Source organism: Bacilli bacterium (genome assembly GCA_035326105.1).
GTDB lineage: Bacteria > Bacillota_I > Bacilli_A > RFN20 > CAG-826 > UBA7706.
This window is the reverse complement of sequence record DAOKYO010000001.1, coordinates 888143-910799: the sequence shown is the minus strand read 5'-3', so window position 1 is coordinate 910799 and position 22657 is coordinate 888143. Positions and strand designations below refer to the sequence as shown.

The window sequence follows — 22657 nt, the reverse complement described above, 5'->3', positions numbered from 1 at the left end:
GATTTAAGCGATGTTGTTGGCACCTATTTTTATTTCTAAGAAAAATCTTACGTAGTTGGTAATACAACAACAATGTTTTTTTGTAATAAAACTGGTATAAGTTATCTTCAATTGTTATTAAAGAATAATAATTAAAAGTAAGGTATAAGCCAAATTTTTCTATCTAATTTTCTTTTTTAAATCTATAAAGCGTATTCGGCAATGCGTAAAGATAATCTTCAATAGTAAACTCCAATAAATTTGCATCAATTATGTTGGGAGTGAAAGAAATTACATATTTTTGCGATTTTCCGCTTCGAGGATAGAGCAAAAACACTTCTTTATACTCCTTGAGCAAACTCTTGATAGTGGCAATAGCCATTTTATAATTATCTTCGATAAAATCAAAAGTCATAGAAAAATTATCTTTCTCTATACTAACAGCGTCTTCCTCATTATTAATCAATGTATTTGCCATCTCAATTCGTCTTTCTAATGTGGCATTGTCTTCTTTTTCTTTTGCGACTGTTCGACAAACGATACCATCTTCCCTAACTATCTTGGGGTAATAATTGAAAAACATTGAGTTATATTTAATGTCATAACGGCGAATTTCAAAATTAAGTCCCCCATGATCTTCAATATAAGAGTTTAATTTGATAACATCTGGATTGCCGGCTCGACGTCTACGATACTTTCCGACAATCGCTAAAAGCCGTTCATATTCTGGATAAAATTCATCGTTCTCTTTAAAAAAATCGAAATTAGTAACTCTATTCCTTTTCTTTTCAAGTTTGTTTATCTCTTCTTGAATCATATTCTTTTTAATCTTATCGAACGACATCTTTTGACTACCATAGCAAAAACCCATATACGCCATACCCGCATAATCATGATCGATATTGGCACATTTGTATCCATAAGACTTACCATTACTTATAAAAGGTAGTTCGCTTTCCTTTTCAATTTCATAGCATACTACGGGAATATCATTTTTAATTAAGTCATTTTCATTATGCTTCAATTTATCATTTCCACCCTACTTAATTATAGTCTATTACTGCCAAGTTCATCTTTATTCAACATATGATTAACCTTGATATCTATTTAAAAAAATATAAATATAAGATTCTTTTCTCACAATGTATTTTTTGTTATTTGTATTATTCCATAAGTAAAAAAAAACGCGAAGAGTAAGTAGATAAAATAAAAAGTTCTTGATATTGAATCAAGAACTAATTTACTTAATGGCTTTATCGTTCAATATTAATACAAATCCGACACTTGGATATTTGACCCGACAGTAGTTTGCTATTTCCCCGACAGCACATAAGTCTCTACCCGACATAAGGTTTTTACCATAAATTTCCACGCGTAAAGCGGCTAAAAAACCTTTATTTATAAATGACTTTTATTAATTTTGCGCCTGATTTGATGCTTGATGCATCAATGTCTCTACCTACATATATGTCAAAATGGTGTTTACACTTGAGGCACTCAACTTCAAAACTACCATAGTCGTTTGCTCCTCCTGGATGTGTAAGACTACCTATTTTGAAACAATTACGCACCCTTACTGATTTATTCACACCCCTGCAAAAAGCTAACCACCCCAACAAAATATCTTATAATGAAGACGATTAATGATCATTACCTGCCCAATTAGTTTTGTCTATTTTGCTTCACTTCTTATTTAAGGTCTTTCCATTGACTAGATACGTCGAGTTTCGTGGATTGCTCGAAAAAAGTGCCTTGAAACTCGTAAAGTAACATATTTTGGATATAACACCATGGATCAAAGAGATCGGAATTAATTTTTATTGTAAAGAAAAACACCCCCTGCGCTGTAAAGATTTTAGCTGTTCCACATTAATGGCTTCGGATTTTTTCATCTGAAAATCTATGCTTGTGCTTAAACAGCAAATCTTTAACGGTATTTCTCGGCTTTAATTTCAAAACATAGCCATAGAAGAATTTTTGATTAATAACACCCAAAAACTCAGGGATTCTAATACATAAAAACATTGTTTTTTTTCGCTAAGATTTTTTAAGCCAACCGAAATATACTGAGAATGATGATATCAACGCAGGAACAATAATCTGAATAGTATTGACCTCAGGGGTTATAGTAATACCCAAAAGAGTTATTGGCAAATTCCACCATAAACCAAATGAAGCATGGACGATTGATTCCCAAGCAGTCAATCCCGCGAAAAATATAGCAAGGTCTTTATATATGCTACACACCCTTAATTCTGTTTTTACAAATTTTTAGTATTTATTACACGCATCGCATTTAAAATTGCTAGGACAGCAACTCCCACATCAGCAAATACTGCTTCCCACATGGATGCTACGCCTAATGCCCCAAGTACAAGGAATATAGCCTTAACTCCCAATGCAAAGATAATATTCTGCATGACAATGTTCCTTGTTCTTTTAGCAACTTTAATTGCTGTAACAATCTTGGATGGTTCATCTGTCATAATAACAATATCAGCAGCTTCAATGGCTGCATCCGAACCTAATCCTCCCATAGCCATACCAATATCCGCCCTTGCAAGCACAGGTGCATCGTTAATTCCGTCACCAACAAATACGATCTTACCCTTTTTTGATTTGTTAGCGTCTAGGAATTCTATCTTTTCCACCTTGTCTGCAGGCAGCAGTTCCGAATAAACTTCATCCAACCCTAGTTGGTTTCCTATCTTTTTGCCAACTGCTTTCATATCACCGGTTAGCATAACAGTTTTCTTTATGCCAAGTGCTTTTAATCCTTTAATTGCCTCTGCTGAGTCTTCCTTGACTTCATCTGAGATTACTATATTACCCGCATATTTTTTATTTATTGCAATGTGTACCACGGTGCCAATTGTTTCTATTTCTTGATATTTAATATTTTCACTAACCATTAATTTGGCGTTACCGGCAAGAACCTCTTTATCGGCAAGCTTAACACTTAAACCATGACCTGCGATTTCTTTATAATCATCTATTTTACTGAAATCAATCTCTTTCTTATAAACCTTCAAGATGGATAACGCAATCGGATGGCTTGAATGACTTTCAGCATATGCTGCATATTCAATCAATTCATCGTCTGTATAATCAATTTGAGCATTGACTTCTACAACCTCAAAAACCCCTTTGGTTAATGTACCCGTCTTATCAAATACAACCATTTCTACATTGTTCAAAGCCTCTAGATAATTACTGCCTTTTACAAGAATACCCCTCTTCGAAGCTCCGCCAATACCACCGAAGAATCCTAACGGTATTGAAATTACTAAAGCACAAGGGCAGGATACAACCAGAAACACCAGAGCTCTATAAATCCATTCTGAAAATGTGGCTCCTGGCACTACTAATGGTGGTATAATCGCCAATGCCAACGCTCCAAATACAACAACCGGAGTATAGTAACGGGCAAATTTTGTTATAAATTGTTCTGTAGGAGCTTTTCTACTACTTGCGTTTTGTACCAAATCCAAAATTTTTGATACTGTAGATTCACCAAAATCCTTTGTAACTTCAACCGTTAATACACCATTCTTGTTAATGAATCCACTTAAAGCATCGCTGCCAGGTACCAGTTCGCGGGGAATAGATTCACCGGTTAATGCTGCTGTATCTACCATTGATGTTCCATCTAGGACTTTTCCGTCGAGTGGAACTTTTTCTCCTGGTTTTACAACGATGATATCTCCGATGTTAACTTCTTCCGGTGACACTTTTTTAATTTCATCACCAATTTTAAGATTTGCATAGTCAGGTCGTATATCCATCAATGCACTGATCGATTTTCTGGAATGACCCACGGCCAGATCTTGGAACAATTCACCAACTAGATAGAACATCATAACTGCAACACCTTCTGGATATTCGCCAATGAAGAATGCGCCAATGGTCGCTACGCTCATAAGAAAATGTTCACTGAATACCTGACCTCTTGCAATTCCCTTGATTGCTTTTAATACAACGGGTCCACCTACTATAATGTAACTGATTAAAAACAAGGTTAGTTCCAGCCAATTCTGGAAATTAAATATCATGCCTACTGCAAATATTGCTCCGCCGATTATCAGCCTTGCTATTTCTTTTTTATTGTTATCTTCATCGTCATCATCATTTTCTTTTGTATTAGCCTTGGATGTATTCCCCTCAAAAACAACTTTAACATCTGGCTCTATTTTCTTTACTATACCTTCTATTGTTTCATTTAGTGAAGAAATATTGATGCCTGTATTAGTTTCCAACGTAAGTTTCTTTGATACAAAATCAACTGATGCAAATTTTACGTCTTCTAACTTACTCACTTCTGTCTCGATTTTTGCTGCGCAATTTGCGCATCCAAGTCCTTCAAGCATTATTGTTGTATTGTTACCCTTATTTTTATCGGTATCAATTATTTTAACATCCGGTTCAAGTTTATTTATGATGGCTGTTACTTCTCCAAGAATTTTACCAAATTCCTTTTTATTGACTGCTTCAATTGTCAGCTTCTTAGATACAAAATCAACAGTCGCACTATTTACCCCCTCAAGGCTTTGCGTTTGAGCTTCTATCTTTGCAGCACAATTCGCACATCCAAGCCCTTCAAGTATTAATACTTTTTTATTGCTCTTGTTAACAGTTTTTTCTATCACTACAACATCAGGTTCGTGCTTGTGCACTATGGTTTCAACTTTCTGTAATGTATTCTTATACTCTTTCTCTGATTCAGTTTCTAAAGTCAATGTCTTGTTCATGAAATTCATGTAAGCTTTGACTCCATTTATTTTATTAACCTCATCTTCAATTTTAGCTGCACAATTCGCGCAATCTAAGCCTTCTAAAATTACTTCCTTCTTTAACATTCCTTACTCCTCCTTTACTTTCTTCCTTCTGAAATATGAATTAATCCCTGATCAAATATTTGCTTTACGTGTACATCTTCAAGTGAGTAGAATACAATCTTTCCCTCTCTTCTGCTTTTTACCAATTCAGCCTGTTTTAAGACTCTTAGTTGATGTGAAATTGCTGATTGGGTCATATTTAATAAGAACGAAATATCGCAAACGCACATCTCTGCCTCATCTAAAGCCCAAAGAATCTTAATCCTTGTTGAATCACCGAGGACCTTAAATAAATCCGCGAGATCATATAGAGTTTCTTCTTGAGGCATTTTTTTTCGAACTTGATTAACAGTATCCTCATGTATAACATCACAGTCGCAGCTTTCAGCTGGTTGTATTTTCCTTGCCATATTATTACCTCCCTCGTTGAACATTGAACGGTTGAACAATCGTTCATATGTATTATTATACCTTGGCTGTATAATGTCAATACATAAAAGCCAAGATATTTCACAAACAGATTCTCTTTTCTGTTTTCCATCTCTTGAAAAGACTTCGCAACATATGTGACAACGGTTTCATATATACGGCCTATCCAAAATAATAGTTCACTTGTCTCGCGGGATAAAAAGTATCCCCATGGCCTCAACCCCACATTGCTTTACTCCGGGCTACTGTTGAACGATTAAAAAAAGGGTTCCGTTTATTGACACAAAAAATGCTACCCTTTTTGAGGTAGCATTCTCGGTGTTTAGAGATGGGGCGTATTAGGGGACTTAAACCCTAGATGCAACCCCCTCTCCCGTAATCGTTCAATCGTGCAACCCCTCTCCTTGTAATCGTTCAATCGTGCAACCCCACCCCCTAATCGTTCAACTAGTAGGTTTTCAAGATCGTTATTTTCCCCTTCTTTTTTGCCCTGAAAACCATTAACTATTACCGAAAATCATAGAAATCAGTATTAAATGGCCTATTTTTAGCGTTTTAAGCACAAAAAAAGCCTTGATAATTGTATCAAAGCCTCACTAGGCAGATGGCGGAGTAGGAGAGACTCGAACTCTCGCACCAGTTTCCCGATCTACTTCCTTAGCAGGGAAGCCCCTTCACCAACTTGGGTACTACTCCAAACCGCCCCTAAATCTTATCATAGAAGAGTAGGGGCTGCAATGTTTTTTTATGGAAAAAATATCTTGATTTCTATTAACTTTTGTCGAATAAAATCAACCCTTAATACGCCTTAGCTACAAGGACAACCTTGTGAGCTTCCTTGCCGCAGACCGGGCACTTTTCTTCACCAAAAGGAATTTGGTTAAACGGCATCACGCGCGCTGTTGCATTATACTTATCTTTAATTACATCCATGCATTCCTGTTCGCCACACCACATCATCTTAGCGTAGCCCGTGACGTCATTAAGAACGTGGTTAATTTCCTCCATACTTTGGACCTCAACTGTATGGGATAAAAGGAATTGAAAAGCTTTCTCATACATTTCTTCATGGATGACCTTCAATAAACGATTAACTTCCGTTTCACAATCGGCAAGCGGAATAGTTTCGCGGGTGCCATCATTGCGCTTGGCTACTGTAATCACGGCATTAGCCAAATCTCGTGGACCAATTTCGATACGTAGAGGGACACCTTTCATTTCCCATTCGGCAAACTTCCATCCAGGTGTACGGTCTGAATCATCGAGTTTGACCCGAATTCCCTTCGCTTTTAAAAGCGAGAACAACTCTTTAGCCGCGCCTAAAATGCCTGGCTTTTGCTGTTGAATAGGAATTATCACTACTTGGATAGGGGCTACTGCCGGAGGTAATACAAGTCCATTATCATCGCCGTGCACCATAATAATAGAGCCAATAAGTCGCGTCGAAACGCCCCAGCTGGTTTGGAATGGATGCTGCATCTTTCCGTTCTTATCTTGGAAAGTGATATTAAATGCTTCCGTAAAGCCCGTACCAAAATAATGTGAAGTACCGCTTTGTAGCGCCTTGCCATCGTGCATCAGCGCCTCGATAGAATAGGTTTCGACCGCGCCGGCGAATTTCTCCTTTTCGGTTTTTCGACCAGTTACAAACGGAACGGCAAGCAGGTCGCGTCCCATATTGTTATATACTTCTAACATCGACAAGGTTTCATGTCTCGCTTCCTGTTCACTCTCGTGCATCGTATGGCCTTCCTGCCAGAGAAATTCCGATCCCCGAAGGAATGGCCGTGTAGTCTTTTCCCACCGAACGACGGAGCACCACTGGTTGTACTTTTTGGGAAGATCGCGGTAGCTGCTGATAATCTTGGCGTAATGTTCACAAAAAAGCACCTCCGAGGTGGGGCGAATAATTAATGGGTCATCAATCTTGTTACTTCCCCCGATGGTGGCAATTAACGTTTCGGGAGCAAAACCTTGCACATGGTCCTTTTCCTTCTGAAACAAACTCGTAGGTATAACTAAAGGCATATAGACATTTTCATGTCCCGTTTCCTTAAATTTACGGTCAAGGTAGGACTGGATTTGCTCCCAGATCGCATAGCCGTACGGCCGATAGATTATAAATCCCTTAACCGATGAATAGTCCATCAATTCCGCCTTTCGGCAGACATCGGTATACCATTTGGCAAAGTCTTCATCCCGCGACGTAATCGCATCATTTTTAATTTTATTTTCTTCCATAAATCCTCACTTATTCAGGCTATCGAGCCTAAGCATCTTTTTTTTATCGATCGGTAATACCATCTCATCATTAGAGCCGATTTCTTCTGAAGAGATGAGCCTTATTCCGCTACGGACCACCAATTCGATATCCGTCCAGTTCTCTAAATCGCAAACGATAACCGGTTTTTCGTAACGCACCAATTTGCCGAGCGTGCCGTTTAAGATCATCCGTGCCCGCTCATCGCTATCAATGTTCGCCGTGAAATCGCCTCCGACTACGAAATAATCAAACATCTGATAAAGTTCATTCGGCAACATCAGTTGGGCATCGTTAATAACTAAAGCGGTACGATAGCCTTTGTTATTATAATCGGAAAAGTTTGCAATTACATCAGTAGTTTTATCAACTTCCAGAGCAATATCTTCCTCTTCGAAGAGCAATGTAATGGGAACCTCCCGACTATGGTTAACTTGCGGCAGTGTTTTGATGATTGACTGGTAGTCGGAAACGATGACCGGCAGGAATAGATTCAGCTTGTCGCCATCTCGCTGGTTAAAGAAACGGGGAATAATGCTTTTGGCAATCATTTGAAAAAGTTCCTGATCAAGTTTATTTTTCAAAGCATACTCTTTTAGTTCAGTAAAATTGTTAAAAATCGAATTATATGGCTGCACCGAAGAGAAATAGCCAATCGGTGATTTTGTGGTGGCATCCACGATCGCCCGATAATAAACTGTAATCTTCTTTTCCTTAATTAAGGTCATTAAGTCCTTGGTAAATGTTTTATCCAGTTGAAATTCGTCACTGTTCGAGCTTGCATCAAAATAAACGATATCCTCTTCTTTCTCTTCCGCGACGATGGCCATTTCCCGAGCTTGTTTCACGATTAAAGAGAATTTATTGAAGGACAAGTTATCAACAATTCCGATTGAAAAAGAATAAAGCTCATGGTAACCATTCACATCGAGAAAACGCGCCAAATCATTGGCTATCGACCGCGCTAGAGGTAAAAATACGCTCTTACCGCCGCTGGATTTAAAATCGAAAATACCAAGTTCAAGATCGCCGTAGTTTACTAAAAGGCGATTTCCGCCTAAAAATGGTATAATGCGGTTTTTTAAGTTCGCTACCAGAAGTCGCTCAAAGCGAAGATTTCGCTTCTGACGAGGGCTCATTTTGTAGAAGCGAACTATCATTGTGGTTCCTTTTTTATTATCCTTCAAGTGACTATATATTTCGGTGGCCCGCTTTTCGGTAATAAATAAATTGGTCGCGCGTTTTCCACTTTTAATGCGGGGGCTAAGAAAACGAAGCAGATAGCTTTCTAAATAAATTCGTTTTTCCTTTTTGTTGACCGATAAGACCTCCAAAAGCGAGAAAAAACTTGCTTTGGGGTCGCGATTCTTTTTAATAATTACATCCGCTTCAATAAAACTGCTGGGAGTAGCATTTTCATCAAGCAACTGATTAAGCCACTTGCGAATTCGTTCCCGTTCACTCGGATGAAATTGGGAGAAAAAATAATCCAAATTACCAGATTTACGTTTCTTTATAGCATTGCGATTAAAAAAAGTAATGCGATTATGTGCTAAATCTAGGTAATATATCCGCGCGGTGTTTATGTTGATATCAATGTCGGCATCAACTTTCCTTTGTCGAAGCCACGTAAAAACAATAAAACCTATAATCAAAAGCGTGGCAATTAAGATAATAAGCCAGATATTTTGAAAAATTGATTTAGCGGAATAAATTCTATTTGATAATAATAAATAGCCCATATATACCTCAAATAAATTATACACGATTTTTTTCCTCTTTTGGCTAGCAAATATTATCAAAATCATCTAGTCAAAATCTGGTTTTATGTTATAATAATCCCGCTTTTGGAGAAATACCCAAGCGGCTGAAGGGGTCAGTTTCGAAAACTGATAGAGGGTTCAAGCCCTGCTGGGGTTCAAATCCCCATTTCTCCGCCATATTAGCACGACAGTGTAGATACAATAGTATCGACTTTAATGAATAGGAAAATAGGGAGATAATCCCTTTTTTCTTACTTACCTAGGGTTTTCATTGCATCTTTTTTCTTTCTTGAAGTTACTTTTATTCAAATTTGATTGTATAAAAACACGAAAGGTCAATTAAAACACGAAAGGTAAATTAAAACACAATAGATTAACTTTAGGCTTTACATAGAAATTCTATGTATTTTGTGATACAATATTATATATTTGTCGGTTTGTATTTTTAAAAGATATTTATGTAAAAAATTATTGAATTGAGGTGCATTCTATGGCTATTTTTTCAAAGTCTGAACAATTTGTTTTAGGATTATTTAAAGTTGGAGATAAATTTTCATATAATGGAAAAGTATATACTGTTTTGAATTCTGGAAAACCTACTTGTTCATCAGGGGAACCAAAAACAGATATTTATTGTTCTGCAAAAAGTGATGTTGATTCAATCGAATTAAAAATATCATTTAAGCAATCAAATGCTGATTTTCTTGAAAATAAAACTAATAAAGAACGAGCTGAGCAAATTTTCGGTTCTAACTGGAAATCAATAATAATTAATGCAATAACGAGTATAAAAACTAAGTTTGAATCAAGACCAATTTTATTTTTACAAAAATCAGGAAAAACTGAAGAAGGTTGTTTTACTTTGGGCTGGAAGTTTGAATTACTCAATAAGTTGAGTGGGGAACTATCTAATGTTGTACCTTTAACTAGAGAACAAAAGATAGATGTTTATTCTGGGACAACACTTGTCGGGGATAAAAAAGATGCAATTGTAAATAGAGTTCAAGTTTTGAACTCGGGTGTCGCAACACATATTTTATTTGCAGATGTAAAAAACATTAAAACAATACAAGATGTAATTAATTCTTTAATTAGCGTAGAAGATTATATTGATAAACATTCTAGCGATATTTACTTTGCCTGCAAAGCATTAAATTATAGATCAAAATATAAAAAGAATGGTGTAGTAGGTAAATACGATGGTAATAGACCTTTATCTGTATATGTTAAATGGCAAGCTGTTAATGGGAAATTAAGTGGAACATTAGTATTTGATGAACCACTAGAACATGGTGGTGACTATGCATATAGTCTACTATCAAGTGCATTATCAACACTTAATATCAAAACAACTGATGATATAAAAAAAGAAATCCTAGATGGCATTAATTATTTATAAATTGCGTTGCTTTTTTTGGATTTTATTGTAATATAATACGCAATAGATAAGGAGTGCATAACATGAGTAAACCAAAAATAATTTCGTTATTTTCTGGCTGTGGTGGACTAGATTTAGGATTTGAAAAAGCTGGCTTTGAAATTTCAGTTGCAAACGAATTTGATAAGAAGATTTATGATACATATAAAATTAATCATCCAAACACTAAACTTATTGAAGGAGATATAAGAAGTTTGAGTGCAGTTGATTTTCCGTTGAATGTTGATGGCATTATCGGAGGACCTCCATGTCAATCATGGTCTGAAGCTGGTGCTTTAAAGGGAATTGAAGATGAACGAGGTCAGTTATTCTTTGATTACATAAGAATATTAAAAGAGGTGAAACCTAAATTTTTCTTAGCAGAAAATGTCAGAGGGATGCTATCAAATAGACACTCTGATGCTGTTAAAAACATATTAGAAATGTTTGATGAAGCAGGATACTATGTTACATTAAATGTTGCTAACGCAAAAGATTATGGTGTTGCTCAAGAAAGAATTAGAGTATTCTATATAGGATTTAGAAAGGACCTGGATGTTGACTTTGTTTTTCCTCAAGGATCAACTGAAGGTGATAACAAGTTAACCTTAAAAGATATAATATATGATCTAAAAGATACGGCAGTACCTGCGTTAGCAAGAAATAAGTATAATCCAAATGCAATAAATAATAATGAATATTTTGTTGGTGCATTTTCTCCTATTTTCATGAGTAGAAATCGTGTAAAGGGATGGAATGAACAAGCATTTACTGTCCAAGCATCAGGTAGGCAATGTCAATTACATCCGCAAGCACCTAAGATGGAGAAAGTAGGTGTTGATAAATATCAGTTTGTACCTGGATTTGAATCTCATTATAGAAGAATGACAGTGAGAGAAGTTGCAAGAATTCAAGGATTCCCTGATGATTTTAAATTTATTTATAATGACATAGACACTGCTTACAAAATGATCGGAAATGCTGTTCCAGTAAATTTGGCTTATGAGATAGCTATTCAAATAAAAAAATACTTATAATAAAAAAATGACCCATTCATGAACGAGTGGGTCATTTTTTTATTCTGGGATGTATTCCATAATATCTTTGAAATCACAATTTAAAGCTTTACAAATTTTACATAAAACATCAGTTGTAACATTTTCTCCTTTAGTTAATTTAGCTATAGAAGAAGAACTGACACCTGTAAGTTCAATCAACTGCTTTTTGTTGATTCCTTTATCTATTAGTAGTTTCCATAACTTATTGTAACTGATCATAATAACCCTCCTAACTTTTTCTTACTCCTTTTAGTAATCCGTATCTTCCGTTTTCTTCATCTTGAGTAAATTCAATTATCTTAACATCAGGATTAGAGTTCACATTTTCTGGAATGTCATTAGGAACAACATTCTCAATAATTATTATTTGATCATCACCTATATTATCAATTAGGTATTTGAAGAAACCACGTCTAACATTTTGAGTTTCTTCAACTCCGTTAGGCAAACTTAAACCATGTAGCGGTGAGTCAATCATGTAATAATGTGGATTATGTATAGCTACACTGTTAATGTACTCTCTCATTGATAAAATTAAGAGTGAGTTGAGCAATGAACGATACCCTTTTCCATGTGATTTCTTGTGTTCTCCATTAACAATGATGTCAAATGAAGACATATCGAACTCAGCAGAATTAATAGGTGAGAAGTTTACATTCTCAAGCAATCGCAAATAGTTATTACTAATAGTTGTTTTGAAGTCTTCTGCAAATAACTCCTTAGGTTTATATGGTTTACGTTGATTGACCGTTGCATCTAGGTTGGATAAGTCAGTTTCAAGAGTATCAAGTAAAGAACTAATTATTTTTAACTCATTTGTTGATTCAATGTAAGTTTTGAACTGATTAATCTGATTGACAATAGATGTCTTTTTTGGATTAAGTTCATTTTTGAGTGTATTATCTATGCTATTTTTAGCTGATTGTAACTCTTCCAGTTCTTTTAAAAGAGAATTGATTTCTTGTTGTGTATCTTTGATTGTTTTCGATAGTTCTTCACTATTAACAATTATTTTTTTAACTTCAGCTTTAGATGCTTCTAAATATGAACCTTCTTGTCTTTTCTTAATTTCACCATCGCAGAATGGACAATGTGCTGGGGAGTTATGCTTATGGATAATTTTCTCTCCTTGAACTATAAAACCTAATCTTTCAATATCGGCTAAATACTGAGATTCAAGTACTTTATAACGCTCAAGAAGAACTTTCTTTTTACGAATTGAATCTTCTTGTCTAACAATTTTTATACCAGTTTCACGAAGATCTATAATCGCTTTATTGATTACTTCATTGATTTGATCAAGTTCTTGTTGAAGTTTATTAATTACATCCTCAATATTGCTTGAATCAATGTTTCCTTCGTTAAGTATTTTTTCAAGCTGATTTTTTTGATTAATTAGTTTTTCCTTATTGCTAATAATATATTTTTGTACAGCAGCTTTTTTGGCTGCTTTTGTTTTTTTATTTTCTTCAGCATCAAACTCAGAGAAATCCTGATCATAAAGTAAATATAGCAAACAAGATAAAAATGCAGTTGTTGCCTGTCCAGTTTCAGGAAGTAAAATCGGTTTTTCAATATCAGTATCATCCTCACGAACCATAAGAAGAGGTTTTAATGTTCTAATAGAGAATTTTTGCGTTTGACCATCTTCATTTTTTGGAACTTTGAGGTTTTTAGGTAATTCTAAGAATTCTGCAAAAAAATCATCTATAGTTTCACTTTTTCCTCCTGAAAGTTTATAGGTTTTTTGATCATTTCCATTGGTCACAGCAATTTGTGATTCACCAATCTTTCGTGTAAGTGTTATGTCCTCTAACCCTTTTCTTAAGACTAAAGATATAGTATCGTAACCAATTGAAGAATCAAATGGTACTGTACTCTTAGATCCCAATAAATAGTAAATACATTTATAAATATAGGATTTCCCAGTGTCGGAAGGACCAGTAATGATGGTCAGTTTTTCTCCGAATTCAAGAGTAGAAGTTCCCTTTTCTCCTGTGATTATTAACTTACTAATGTGTATTCTATTCATACGTTACTCCCTTCCAACTGCTGATTTAGTAGCATAATTGACTAATTCAGTTTCTGACATATTAGATGTTTTGCGAATAACTGTTGAAAGAGATTGAACATACTTATTGAAGTAATCTCCCTCCATGTTCTCACAAACCCATATTCCATGATTATTTATCTGATATAAAAACCCATATTGATTTTTAAGAGGTTTAATCATTCCTTTAGTTACTAAAGTTTTTAATGCCTGTGTTATAAGTTTTCTTCTTGATGCGATTTCACTAAAACTATAAGAACTATCACCATGAAGGTTGCTTTCAAGTAGATTATAGTTTTTTCCATATGTAGTAAATAAATCTAATGCTGTAATGGTATCTACAGAGTGAGATTTTTTAGATACATATAGGAGGATTAATATTCGAAGAGAAATTTCTAAATCAGTATTAAATATCTTTGTCATAATCAACCACCCACTCAATCTTCCCATCATTTACGAGCATATGAACCAACCCTTGCTTTTCAGAAGGTCCGACTAAACCATTAGTACTACGTCCTAAATACGCCTTACTATAAGTAAAAAGTACAACATGTTCCATCGTTTTATCAACTCGTTCCATTGCATCTTTATATGCTCTTAATACAACACTTCGAACACCCATATATGTTTCATTTTTTACGTTATTAAACTCCTCTTCACCATCAGTAAATATATCTCTAATTTGATGCAATAAACTTTCAGCACTAAAATAATATTCACGTTGGAATTTTAGATGTGTTTCATATCTTGGGTGCATTGATTTAAGGTCATCGATGGTAATAGAACCAAATTTTTCAACATGTGAATAGACACGTAATAATGCAGTAATATATGGAAGTTCAAAATCTGAAAAATCATCTGGTGGTAATAATTCAGGTGGTAGGTTAAAAGTCCTACCGACTATTTTTATTCTTCCACTACCAATAAATTCAACATCTCTAACACTTGTAGATGGTTTGAGATTAACAATGTAATAAAGAATTTGATCGAATGTTTCAGTGATGTCCCTTTCAAAAGTATCGATTGAAATATTAATTTTATGTTTATTAAATTCAAGGATCATTTTTTCTTTAGCTTCATATGTCATGTCGTTACAAAAATCTTCAAAAGTGCTAGAGTCTATGTTTGATCTAATAAAAGAAGCAACATCTTTAGGTAAAGCTTCTGAACCATTAAAAATCTTACGTAAGTAATCGTCAAGTAATTCATCAAGTGGATTTTCTTCATCGGATGGCAAAATAAAAGCATTCAAATATGCTTTAACTTTATCGCCAATTGTTACTCTTCCGGTGGATGATCCACTTTTTACTTTATAGTCTAAATGCTGGTCTAAAATTCCTAAAAATTCGCTTAATTTCACCCAATAATATCCCCCTTTTATTCCGGAGTTGTTAGGACACTCCGTTTGGCTCCGAGTTAGAATTTTTACTTGATATAAAATTATGACGTAAATAAAAGAAATGTTTGTTTGATACTTAAATTATATCACAAATTATTTATATTTACAATTTAACTCGAAGTTTAAATTCGTGATTGCAAACTTGAAAAAGAGATTACTTGTTTGCCCAGTTCTAGAATGGGTGTTCGCAAAAACAAGTAATCTCTTAAATACAGCAGAACAAACTATTGCGAGGGATGTCTGCAAAATGAAATGGAAGTATACTCAACTACCATTCTTTTTGCGACGTCCTAATTTGCGTAAAAAAGAAGAGACTTCCATTTCAGAACATCAATCTGATTTGGAGGTTTTTTATATGAAGATTAAGTATGTTTTTGCAGATGGTACTGTTAGTGAAGTCGAAGTAGATGAAGAGTATGGTCGTTTACATTTGGAAGCTGAACGAAAGATCGAAAATGACAATCGTAGATGGAGATATCACGTTAAAGCATCTCTTGACAATTGCGATTATGAAGGTGAATGGTTCCAAGATCCAAATCCAACACCACACGAACAAATGTTGATAGATACCGAGTATGTAGAATCAGAAAAGAAAGTTCAAGAATTCAAGAAGACTTTAACTGATATTCAATTAAAAAGATTAGAAATGCTCGAACAAGGAATGACACAAAGAGAGATTGCTGATAGAGAAGGTGTCAACTTGAATGCAGTTCAAAAGTCCATTGAGCAGATTAGAAAAAAATATAGAAGATTTTTTGACAAATAGGGTGGTCAAAAGGTGGTCGAAATCTCCATACAGTGAGGGACAAAGATATCCCCAGAAAGGAGATACAAGATGAAACACAAAATGAATATTAATGTTTCAAAGGAACAGGAATCAAATGGTGTTCTGACTTGTAAAAAGGTGAAGATGAAAAAAGGCTTATTTAAAAAGTTTTTTGGAGACTCACAAAAAGTAACAATCATTATTCCAGGAGATTCAGTAAGTGATGTCACAATTAGTGAAATCAAAGAGAAGGGTGATGGTGGAAGCGGTGGCAGATAAATTACATTCAAGAACTCATTCACCAAGTAAGTCATCTATATATTTCACATGTCCAGCTAGTACGAAGTTTTTTGAGATGTTTCAAGACGAACCAGGACTTGAAGCTATTTATGGTACGGAAACACATACATTAGGTGAAACACTTCTAAGACAATCCCTTCGTATATCTAATTTTGAAAACAATGAAATCAAGTCAGCTGAGGAAGTCATAAGAGATTTGACACAGTACGATGATGAGATGCAAAAGCTCGCTGAAGGATACGCAAATAAAGCTATGAGTCTAATTGAATCTGAAAGAAAACGAATCGGACATGATCCAATAGTTTTTATTGAAGAAACTTTAAACATGAATTGGCTTATGGAAGGTATGGTTGGAACCTTAGACTTAGGAGTTATTGCTGATGATGTTATGACAGTAGTTGATTTAAAAACTGGTCGGTCAAGGGTTGATTCATGGGTTACAAAAGAAGAAGGTAAGAAACAGCCAAACTCACAAATTGGGTTGTACTCATTAGGACTTTACCACAACATAGGAAAACTATATCCAATTAAAAAAGTAAGACTAATCATTGTACAAGAAAGAATAAATCATATTTCTCAATACGAGCTAACTCTTGAAGAATTGTTGGAATGGGAAAAAGATGTAGTTGTTCCAGCTATCCAAAAAACACTTGAACCTAATCCTATAGCAGTTCCAAATAAGGGATGTAAATGGTGTCCTGGAAAACATGTTTGTGTGGCAAGAAAGAACGCTAATCTTGAATTATTTGAGAAATCACCAAAAGAGGTTGAATTACTCTCTGATGATGACATTGAGGAGTTGCTACCTAAGATGGATGAGCTCATCAAATTTGCTGAAGACATAAAGGCGTATGCATTGAAAAGATTACTTGATGGTCATAAATACAAAAAGCATAAATTAGTTTATTCAAGAGTAACACGCTCATTTACTGACAACGATAGTGTCGCAAAGATACTTGAAGATAACGGTTACGAAGCTTATAGCAAACCCAAGTTACTAGGAATAACTGAGATTCAAAAACAACTAGGAAAGACAAAACTAAATGAACTTTTAGGTGAATACATCACCACAACGAAAGGTTCGATCACCATTGCTACATCTGATGATGAGCGTGAAGAAGTAAACATTGAAAGTTATAAGGAGGATAAATCTATATGAGTTTTGCATTTGAAATTATTAAGGGTCAAGAAAATAGACCAATAAAACTAGGTATCTATGGAGCTGAGGGAATTGGTAAGACAAGCCTAGCCAATGAACTCCCTGATGCTTTAATCGTTGATACAGAAAACGGTAGTTCAAGAATCAATTGTAGAAGAATTAAATGTTCAAGTTGGGAAAATCTTATTGCCATTGTCAAAGCAGTTATTGATAATCCTCCAATCTGTAAAACGTTAGTTATTGACACATTAGATAAAGCTGAAAGTTTCTGCATTGATTATTTATGTCAAAAGTTCAGAAAAGCAAATATCGAAGATTGGGGTTACGGGCGTGGATATACCATCTTACAGGATGAAGTAAATCGTTTATTTGAACAATTAAACAAAGTAATTGATGCAGGTATTCATGTAGCAGTAATCGCACACGGTAAACCAAGAAAGTATGAATTACCGGAGGAAGCCGGGGCTTTCGATAGATGGGAGTTAAAACTCACTAGGCAAGTAGGACCTCTCTTCAAGGAATGGTGTGATATTTTACTTTTCTGTAATTACAAGACCTATGTGGTTACAACCGAAAACAATACTAAAAAAGCTCAAGGTGGAAAACGTGTAATGTACACCACTCATCATGCTTGTTGGGATGCTAAAAATAGATTCAATTTACCCGAGGAATTAGAACTTAGCTATAAACCTATTGCTCATCTATTCAGTGGTAGGGTAGATGTTCAAAAAAAGGCAGAAGATGACTCTTCAAAAGATAAGTCAACCAATCATACAAAATTACAAAAGTTGATGGAAGAGTCAAATGTTAGAGCAGACGATTTAGAACAAGTCGTTATTGAACGCGGACATTATCCAGAGAATACAAAAATTGATGGCTTTTCAGAGGATTTTATAAATCGATGGATATTCCCTAATTGGAAAAAAATCGTAGACACAATCAATAAGAATAAAGAAGGAGATAAATAATTATGGAAGAAAATAAAAACTATTTAATCGATTGGAATGATGAAATTTCAAATGAAGGTCAGGAGTTTGTCACTCTTGCAGAAGGAGATTACTTATTTAGAGTAATCAAGTTTGAACGTGGAAGATATTTAGGATCAGCTAAAATTCCGCCATGTAATAAAGCAATCATTACAGTTGAAGTTCCTACTGAAAAAGGCGTAGCAATCGCAAAAGTAGACCTTATCTTATATCGAACACTTGAATGGAAATTGTGTGCCTTCTTTAGATCTATCGGGCAAAAGAAGCATGGTGAAAAACTTGTCATGGATTGGAATAGGGTGCTAAACGCTGTAGGCAAAGCTCACTTTAAACCTCGTACTTACACTAATCAAAATGGTGAAGAAAGAATCATAAACGATATTGAAAAGTTTATCGATTACGATGAAGAATTCTTCAAAGAACAAGGATTAGACAGCCAAATTAAAATCTCAGATGATGATTTACCGTTCTAAGAGGTGGTTATATGTTAAGACCATATCAACAAGAATGCATTGATGCTATTAAGCATGAATGGTTTGAAGAAGAGCACTCTCGAACTTTGGGGGTGCTCCCTACAGCTTCTGGTAAAACAATCATCGCAGCTGGATTAATCCAAGACTTAATTGATTCATCTAAAAGAGTGCTATTTTTAGCACATCGTAATGAATTAATTAATCAAGCCTATGACAAAATTAAAAGTTTTACAGGCATTGAATGTGCAATTGAAAAAGCGGAAGAAACATCAATTGGAAAAGATAACAAAGTCGTTGTGGGGTCCATACAAACTCTTTGTCGAGAATCAAGACTTAGTAAATTTCCAAAAGACTATTTCGACATGATTATCGTTGACGAATGCCATCATATTTTAGCTGATTCATATATGACAATTCTCAATCATTTTAATGAAGCTAGAGTTCTTGGTATTACTGCAACTCCTGATCGTGGCGATCAAAAGAATCTAGGACAATTTTTCGATTCAAAGGCATATGAATACACAATGGCACAAGGAATAAAAGATGGGTGGTTATCACCAATTAAAGCACAAATGATACCACTTCAACTTGATATTCATGATGTTTCAATTACACAAGGTGACTATAATGCAGGTCAAATTGGTAGTGCCCTTGAACCATATTTAAACCAAATAGCACTAGAAATGCTTAAGTACTGTAAGGATAGAAAAACTGTCGTGTTCTTACCACTTGTTAAAACTAGTCAAAAGTTCTGTGACTTGTTGAATCTTTATGGAATGAGAGCGGTAGAGGTCAATGGCAATAGCAAGGATAGAGACCAAATCCTAGCTGACTTTGAAGCTGGTGAGTATGACGTTCTATGTAACAGTATGTTACTTACAGAGGGATGGGATTGTCCATCAGTGGATTGCATTATTGTCCTTCGTCCTACAAAGGTAAGAAGTTTATATCAACAAATGGTCGGTCGTGGATTACGCATCGCTCCTGGAAAGAAAGACTTATTATTACTTGACTTTCTTTGGATGACTGAAAGACACGATTTATGTAGACCAAGTGTGCTAGTTTCAAAAGATGCCGATATTGCAGAAAGAGTCAATCAAAAGATTGTAGATAGTGGAGCAGGAATAGATCTTATTTTTGCTAACGAAAGTGCTGAAAAAGATATTATTGCTGAACGTGAAGCTGCACTTGCTCGTGAACTTGCTGCAATGAGAAAAAGACAACTTAGACTTGTTGATCCAATTCAATATGCATTCTCTATTGAAGCAGAAGATTTGGCACGTTATCAGCCTACATTCGTTTGGGAAATGGGACCTGTCACTGAAAAGCAAAAAGACTACCTTGAAAAACATGGCATATTAGCTGACACAATAGAAAACTGTGGACTTGCAAGTCTTATCATTGATAAGTTAAAGAAACGCCAAATGGAAGGTTTAGCTACACCAAAACAAATTAGATACTTAGAAAGCAGAGGATTCCGTCATGTGGGTACATGGAGTTTCGATGATGCTACTGACATGATTAACAGAATCGCAAGTAATAACTGGTTCATACCTAGAGGTATTAATGCCGCTACATATCAACCTTAATAGGAGGGTCATATGGACAACAACATTATTAAAGCTCTTAAAAATCTAGATGTTTCATCCTTAACATATCAAGAATGGATTAATGTTGGTATGGCATTAAAAGCTGAAGGATATGATTGGAATGTTTGGGATGATTGGAGCAAGAATGACTCTCGATACAAACCAGGAGAATGTGAGAAGAAATGGAGGACCTTTACAGGGTCTTCCACTCCCATCACTGGCGGAACAATTATTCAAATGGCAAAGGATAGAGGATATGTTTCGTTTTCCTTTGATGGCGATGGATGTTTAGATTGGGATTCTGTAATTGAGTATGATGGTGATGGAATCGTATATGAAATGCCAAAATGTGATACACCAGTTGAACAGCTAACAAAGTATATAAAAACATTATTTAAAGAAGATGAATATGTGTCATACTGCACCAATGATGTGTGGCAAGACAAAGATGGAAAATTGATGCCTTCAAAAGGTGCTTATGATAGAACAGCAAAAGAACTGCTTGAAAGTTTAGAAAAACATCCTGACGATTTAGGAGCAACAGTAGGAGACTGGAAAGATGAATGTGGTGCTTGGATTAGATTTAATCCAGTTGATGGAAAAGGAATAAAGAACGAAAACATTACACGTTTTGAATATGCTCTTGTTGAGTCAGATGATTTAGCAATATCAGAACAAGACGCAACATATCGAAGACTTGAATTACCTATTGCTTGCTTAGTAAGTAGTGGTGGTAAAAGCCTACATGCAATCGTAAAAGTCAATGCGAGTGATCAAGAAGAGTATCGTAGAAGAGTCGACTTTCTTTATGACTATCTTGAAAAGAATGGATTAAAAGTCGATAAGCAAAATCGAAATCCATCACGACTATCTAGAATGCCTGGTGTAACAAGAAATGGAAAACAGCAAACATTAATTGCAACAAACATAGGTAGAAAAGACTGGACCGAGTGGATGGATTTTGTTGAAGGTATCAATGATGAACTACCAAGTTTAACGTACCTTGCTGATGAACTGAAACATCCTATAAAATTACCGGAAGCTTTGATTGAAGGTGTATTAAGAGTTGGACATAAGATGATTGTTTCAGGTTCATCAAAAGCAGGTAAATCCGTTTTACTTATGGAACTTGCTATATCACTTGCATGCGGTGGTTTATGGCTTAACTTTAAATGCAAAAGTTCAAAAGTGCTTTATGTGAATTTGGAAATTGATCCTGCATCATGTATCAACCGCTTTAAGACAATTATGGATGCAAAAGGTATCGATTATAAATATGCAGATAATATCGCAATATGGAATCTTCGCGGACATGCTATCCCAATGGATAAACTTGTTTCAAAACTTATTAGAAGAGTAAAGAATCAAAACTACTCTGCTGTGATAATTGATCCGATTTATAAAGTTATTACAGGTGATGAGAACAAAGCATCAGATATGGGACAATTTTGCAATTACTTCGACCGTATTTGCTCAGAAACAGGAGTGTCGGCTATTTATTGCCATCACCATTCTAAAGGCACACAGGGGCAAAAAAAAGCCCAAGACAGGGGGTCTGGAAGCGGAGTGTTTGCACGTGACCCAGATGCTATCATTGACCTTATTCAGCTTGATACTACACCAGAGTTTATTCTAAAAAATGCAGCGAATGAATTTTCAACAGCATGGAGAGTTGAAGGTTCACTACGTGAATTCCCTAATTTCAAACCAGTGAATATTTGGTTTAACTATCCAGTCCATGTGGTCGATGCAACAGGAGTACTACAAAGTATTTATGCTGAAGGTTCGAGAGATGCTAATCTCGCTAAGTCAGGAAAAAGAAAGCAAACAAAGGAAGACCGTGAAGAGGAGTTCGATGATGCATTTGATGCTGCGTGTATGGGAAAGAAAAGCTGTACAGTAAAAGAACTTGCTGAGTACTTAGATGTTACTGAAAGAACTATTCAATCAAGAATCAAAGAGTTTAATGATAAGTATTTATGCAGTAAAGGTGAGGTGTTTAGAAAGTGATGCATGAAACGAAAAAAGGAGCAAATATCATATTTTCGCAAAACGAAGAAAATAGGAAAAATTACCTATTTTCGGAAAACGAAAAAAGGGCTTATATATATAGTTTCGCTTCGCTTACACACGCTGACGCCTCGTTTTGTAGGAAAGGGCATTTAATGATGCCCCTTTCCCAAAACAAAGCATC

The 22657-nt window shown here is 35.2% G+C and carries 18 protein-coding genes and 2 tRNA genes; 10 read left to right on the top strand and 10 right to left on the bottom strand.

Features of this window, described 5'->3' with window-relative positions:
• Positions 1 to 163 precede the first annotated feature (163 nt).
• The 6 genes from PKC96_04280 to PKC96_04255 all read right to left on the bottom strand — a co-directional run bounded on the left by PKC96_04280 (position 164) and on the right by PKC96_04255 (position 9245).
• The gene (locus PKC96_04280) at positions 164 to 1003 is read right to left on the bottom strand and encodes a hypothetical protein (protein ID HMM00539.1); all 840 of its coding nucleotides are present in this window, start codon (positions 1001 to 1003) and stop codon (positions 164 to 166) included.
• Positions 1004 to 2240: 1237 nt separating this feature from the next.
• Positions 2241 to 4835, bottom strand: coding sequence for a heavy metal translocating P-type ATPase (locus tag PKC96_04275; protein ID HMM00538.1), 2595 nt, complete (start codon positions 4833 to 4835; stop codon positions 2241 to 2243).
• A 14-nt stretch (positions 4836 to 4849) separates the two neighbouring features.
• A complete protein-coding gene (locus PKC96_04270) occupies positions 4850 to 5224 on the bottom strand; it encodes a metalloregulator ArsR/SmtB family transcription factor (protein HMM00537.1) in 375 nt (124 codons plus the stop codon).
• Positions 5225 to 5848: 624 nt separating this feature from the next.
• Positions 5849 to 5939, bottom strand: a tRNA-Ser gene (locus tag PKC96_04265).
• A gap of 102 nt (positions 5940 to 6041) precedes the next feature.
• Positions 6042 to 7484: a proline--tRNA ligase gene (gene proS / locus PKC96_04260; protein ID HMM00536.1), complete on the bottom strand. Its 1443-nt coding sequence runs from the start codon at positions 7482 to 7484 to the stop codon at positions 6042 to 6044.
• A 6-nt stretch (positions 7485 to 7490) separates the two neighbouring features.
• On the bottom strand, positions 7491 to 9245 hold the full coding sequence (locus PKC96_04255; GenBank protein ID HMM00535.1) for a hypothetical protein: 1755 nt from the start codon (positions 9243 to 9245) through the stop codon (positions 7491 to 7493).
• Positions 9246 to 9352: 107 nt separating this feature from the next.
• On the opposite strand from PKC96_04255, the gene PKC96_04250 reads away from it, so the two are divergent.
• From PKC96_04250 to PKC96_04240, 3 genes are all read left to right on the top strand, one after another.
• Positions 9353 to 9443: transfer RNA gene (locus PKC96_04250), tRNA-Ser, on the top strand.
• A gap of 313 nt (positions 9444 to 9756) precedes the next feature.
• On the top strand, positions 9757 to 10665 hold the full coding sequence (locus tag PKC96_04245) for a hypothetical protein (protein ID HMM00534.1): 909 nt from the start codon (positions 9757 to 9759) through the stop codon (positions 10663 to 10665).
• A gap of 62 nt (positions 10666 to 10727) precedes the next feature.
• Positions 10728 to 11720: a DNA cytosine methyltransferase gene (locus tag PKC96_04240; protein ID HMM00533.1), complete on the top strand. Its 993-nt coding sequence runs from the start codon at positions 10728 to 10730 to the stop codon at positions 11718 to 11720.
• A 39-nt stretch (positions 11721 to 11759) separates the two neighbouring features.
• Here PKC96_04240 and PKC96_04235 read toward each other — a convergent pair whose 3' ends face one another.
• From PKC96_04235 to PKC96_04220, 4 genes are read right to left on the bottom strand one after another with little or no spacing between them, the layout of a single operon-like run.
• The gene (locus PKC96_04235; protein HMM00532.1) at positions 11760 to 11963 is read right to left on the bottom strand and encodes a helix-turn-helix transcriptional regulator; all 204 of its coding nucleotides are present in this window, start codon (positions 11961 to 11963) and stop codon (positions 11760 to 11762) included.
• Positions 11964 to 11970: 7 nt separating this feature from the next.
• Positions 11971 to 13773, bottom strand: coding sequence for an AAA family ATPase (locus PKC96_04230; GenBank protein ID HMM00531.1), 1803 nt, complete (start codon positions 13771 to 13773; stop codon positions 11971 to 11973).
• A gap of 3 nt (positions 13774 to 13776) precedes the next feature.
• Complete coding sequence (locus tag PKC96_04225; protein ID HMM00530.1) at positions 13777 to 14214, bottom strand: hypothetical protein; 438 nt, start codon at positions 14212 to 14214, stop codon at positions 13777 to 13779.
• Complete coding sequence (locus PKC96_04220) at positions 14198 to 15151, bottom strand: hypothetical protein (protein ID HMM00529.1); 954 nt, start codon at positions 15149 to 15151, stop codon at positions 14198 to 14200. The genes PKC96_04225 and PKC96_04220 overlap by 17 nt, the downstream gene beginning before the upstream one ends.
• A 286-nt stretch (positions 15152 to 15437) precedes the next feature.
• Between PKC96_04220 and PKC96_04215 the strand changes: the two genes are divergently transcribed.
• From PKC96_04215 to PKC96_04185, 7 genes are all read left to right on the top strand, one after another.
• The gene (locus PKC96_04215) at positions 15438 to 15956 is read left to right on the top strand and encodes a hypothetical protein (GenBank protein HMM00528.1); all 519 of its coding nucleotides are present in this window, start codon (positions 15438 to 15440) and stop codon (positions 15954 to 15956) included.
• Between the two features lie 69 nt (positions 15957 to 16025).
• Entirely contained in the window at positions 16026 to 16235 is a 210-nt protein-coding gene (locus PKC96_04210) for a hypothetical protein (GenBank protein HMM00527.1), read from the top strand.
• Positions 16180 to 17415 (top strand): DUF2800 domain-containing protein, encoded by a 1236-nt coding sequence (locus PKC96_04205; GenBank protein HMM00526.1) that lies wholly within the window; start codon positions 16180 to 16182, stop codon positions 17413 to 17415. Before PKC96_04210 ends, PKC96_04205 begins: the two co-directional genes overlap by 56 nt.
• Positions 17412 to 18383: an ATP-binding protein gene (locus PKC96_04200; GenBank protein HMM00525.1), complete on the top strand. Its 972-nt coding sequence runs from the start codon at positions 17412 to 17414 to the stop codon at positions 18381 to 18383. The genes PKC96_04205 and PKC96_04200 overlap by 4 nt, the downstream gene beginning before the upstream one ends.
• A gap of 2 nt (positions 18384 to 18385) precedes the next feature.
• Positions 18386 to 18874, top strand: a complete 489-nt coding sequence (locus PKC96_04195; GenBank protein HMM00524.1) for a hypothetical protein — start codon at positions 18386 to 18388, stop codon at positions 18872 to 18874.
• Between the two features lie 11 nt (positions 18875 to 18885).
• Complete coding sequence (locus PKC96_04190; GenBank protein ID HMM00523.1) at positions 18886 to 20463, top strand: DEAD/DEAH box helicase; 1578 nt, start codon at positions 18886 to 18888, stop codon at positions 20461 to 20463.
• A gap of 12 nt (positions 20464 to 20475) precedes the next feature.
• Positions 20476 to 22473, top strand: coding sequence for an AAA family ATPase (locus PKC96_04185; GenBank protein HMM00522.1), 1998 nt, complete (start codon positions 20476 to 20478; stop codon positions 22471 to 22473).
• Positions 22474 to 22657: the final 184 nt, after the last annotated feature.

Excerpts from the sequence above, each read along its gene's own strand:
- PKC96_04195 (HMM00524.1), top strand. The coding sequence starts at position 18,386 with ATGGAAGAAAATAAAAACTATTTAATCGATTGGAATGATGAAATTTCA.
- PKC96_04190 (HMM00523.1), top strand. The coding sequence starts at position 18,886 with ATGTTAAGACCATATCAACAAGAATGCATTGATGCTATTAAGCATGAA.
- PKC96_04225 (HMM00530.1), bottom strand. The coding sequence starts at position 14,214 with ATGACAAAGATATTTAATACTGATTTAGAAATTTCTCTTCGAATATTA.
- PKC96_04210 (HMM00527.1), top strand. The coding sequence starts at position 16,026 with ATGAAACACAAAATGAATATTAATGTTTCAAAGGAACAGGAATCAAAT.
- PKC96_04205 (HMM00526.1), top strand. The coding sequence starts at position 16,180 with ATGTCACAATTAGTGAAATCAAAGAGAAGGGTGATGGTGGAAGCGGTG.
- PKC96_04275 (HMM00538.1), bottom strand. The coding sequence starts at position 4,835 with ATGTTAAAGAAGGAAGTAATTTTAGAAGGCTTAGATTGCGCGAATTGT.
- PKC96_04240 (HMM00533.1), top strand. The coding sequence starts at position 10,728 with ATGAGTAAACCAAAAATAATTTCGTTATTTTCTGGCTGTGGTGGACTA.
- PKC96_04230 (HMM00531.1), bottom strand. The coding sequence starts at position 13,773 with ATGAATAGAATACACATTAGTAAGTTAATAATCACAGGAGAAAAGGGA.
- PKC96_04270 (HMM00537.1), bottom strand. The coding sequence starts at position 5,224 with ATGGCAAGGAAAATACAACCAGCTGAAAGCTGCGACTGTGATGTTATA.
- proS (HMM00536.1), bottom strand. The coding sequence starts at position 7,484 with ATGGAAGAAAATAAAATTAAAAATGATGCGATTACGTCGCGGGATGAA.
- PKC96_04200 (HMM00525.1), top strand. The coding sequence starts at position 17,412 with ATGAGTTTTGCATTTGAAATTATTAAGGGTCAAGAAAATAGACCAATA.
- PKC96_04255 (HMM00535.1), bottom strand. The coding sequence starts at position 9,245 with ATGGGCTATTTATTATTATCAAATAGAATTTATTCCGCTAAATCAATT.
- PKC96_04245 (HMM00534.1), top strand. The coding sequence starts at position 9,757 with ATGGCTATTTTTTCAAAGTCTGAACAATTTGTTTTAGGATTATTTAAA.
- PKC96_04185 (HMM00522.1), top strand. The coding sequence starts at position 20,476 with ATGGACAACAACATTATTAAAGCTCTTAAAAATCTAGATGTTTCATCC.
- PKC96_04215 (HMM00528.1), top strand. The coding sequence starts at position 15,438 with ATGAAATGGAAGTATACTCAACTACCATTCTTTTTGCGACGTCCTAAT.